At 60.5% G+C, this 1,044-nt stretch carries 1 protein-coding gene; it reads left to right on the top strand.

Annotated features, from left to right (window positions below):
• Positions 1 to 4: 4 nt before the first annotated feature.
• A partial coding sequence (gene psbD, locus Q3Y53_RS13005) for a photosystem II D2 protein (photosystem q(a) protein) (RefSeq protein ID WP_115082515.1) occupies positions 5 to 1,044 on the top strand: 1,040 nt, incomplete at its 3' end.

A 1,044-nucleotide genomic window follows, 5' to 3' on the forward strand; every position in this document is an offset into this window, starting at 1 on the left:
TCTCATGACGATCGCTGTAGGACGCGCGCCACAGCGGGGATGGTTTGACGTCCTCGATGACTGGCTCAAGCGCGACCGCTTCGTTTTTGTCGGCTGGTCCGGCATTCTTCTTCTCCCAACGGCCTACCTGGCCATCGGTGGCTGGCTGACAGGCACCACCTTTGTCACCTCCTGGTACACCCACGGCATTGCCTCCTCGTACCTGGAAGGTTGCAACTTCCTCACCGCTGCTGTGTCCACCCCCGCTGATGCGATGGGTCACAGCCTGCTGCTGCTCTGGGGCCCTGAAGCCCAAGGCGACTTCGTTCGCTGGTGTCAGCTCGGCGGCCTCTGGGCCTTCGTGGCCCTGCACGGCGCCTTCGCACTGATCGGCTTCATGCTCCGTCAGTTCGAGATCGCTCGTCTGGTCGGCATCCGCCCCTACAACGCCATCGCCTTCTCCGGTCCGATCGCGGTGTTCGTCAGCGTCTTCCTGATGTACCCCCTCGGACAGAGCAGCTGGTTCTTCGCGCCCTCCTTCGGTGTGGCTGCGATCTTCCGCTTCCTTCTCTTCCTCCAGGGCTTCCACAACTGGACCCTGAACCCCTTCCACATGATGGGCGTCGCCGGCATCCTCGGCGGTGCACTTCTCTGCGCCATTCACGGCGCCACCGTGGAAAACACCCTGTTTGAGGACGGTGAGCAGGCCAACACCTTTAAGGCGTTTGAGCCCACTCAGGAAGAAGAGACCTATTCCATGGTCACCGCCAACCGCTTCTGGAGTCAGATCTTCGGTATCGCCTTCTCCAACAAGCGCTGGCTGCACTTCTTCATGCTGTTCGTGCCTGTGATGGGCCTGTGGACCAGCTCCATTGGCATCATCGGCCTGGCCCTCAACCTGCGCGCCTATGACTTCGTGTCACAGGAAATCCGCGCTGCAGAAGATCCCGAATTCGAGACCTTCTACACCAAGAACATCCTTCTGAATGAAGGTCTGCGTGCCTGGATGGCACCGGCTGACCAGCCGCACGAAAACTTCGTCTTCCCTGAAGAGGTTCTGCCCCG

The sequence above is a fragment of the Synechococcus sp. YX-04-1 genome, from assembly GCF_030546365.1.
Lineage (GTDB): Bacteria > Cyanobacteriota > Cyanobacteriia > PCC-6307 > Cyanobiaceae > Parasynechococcus.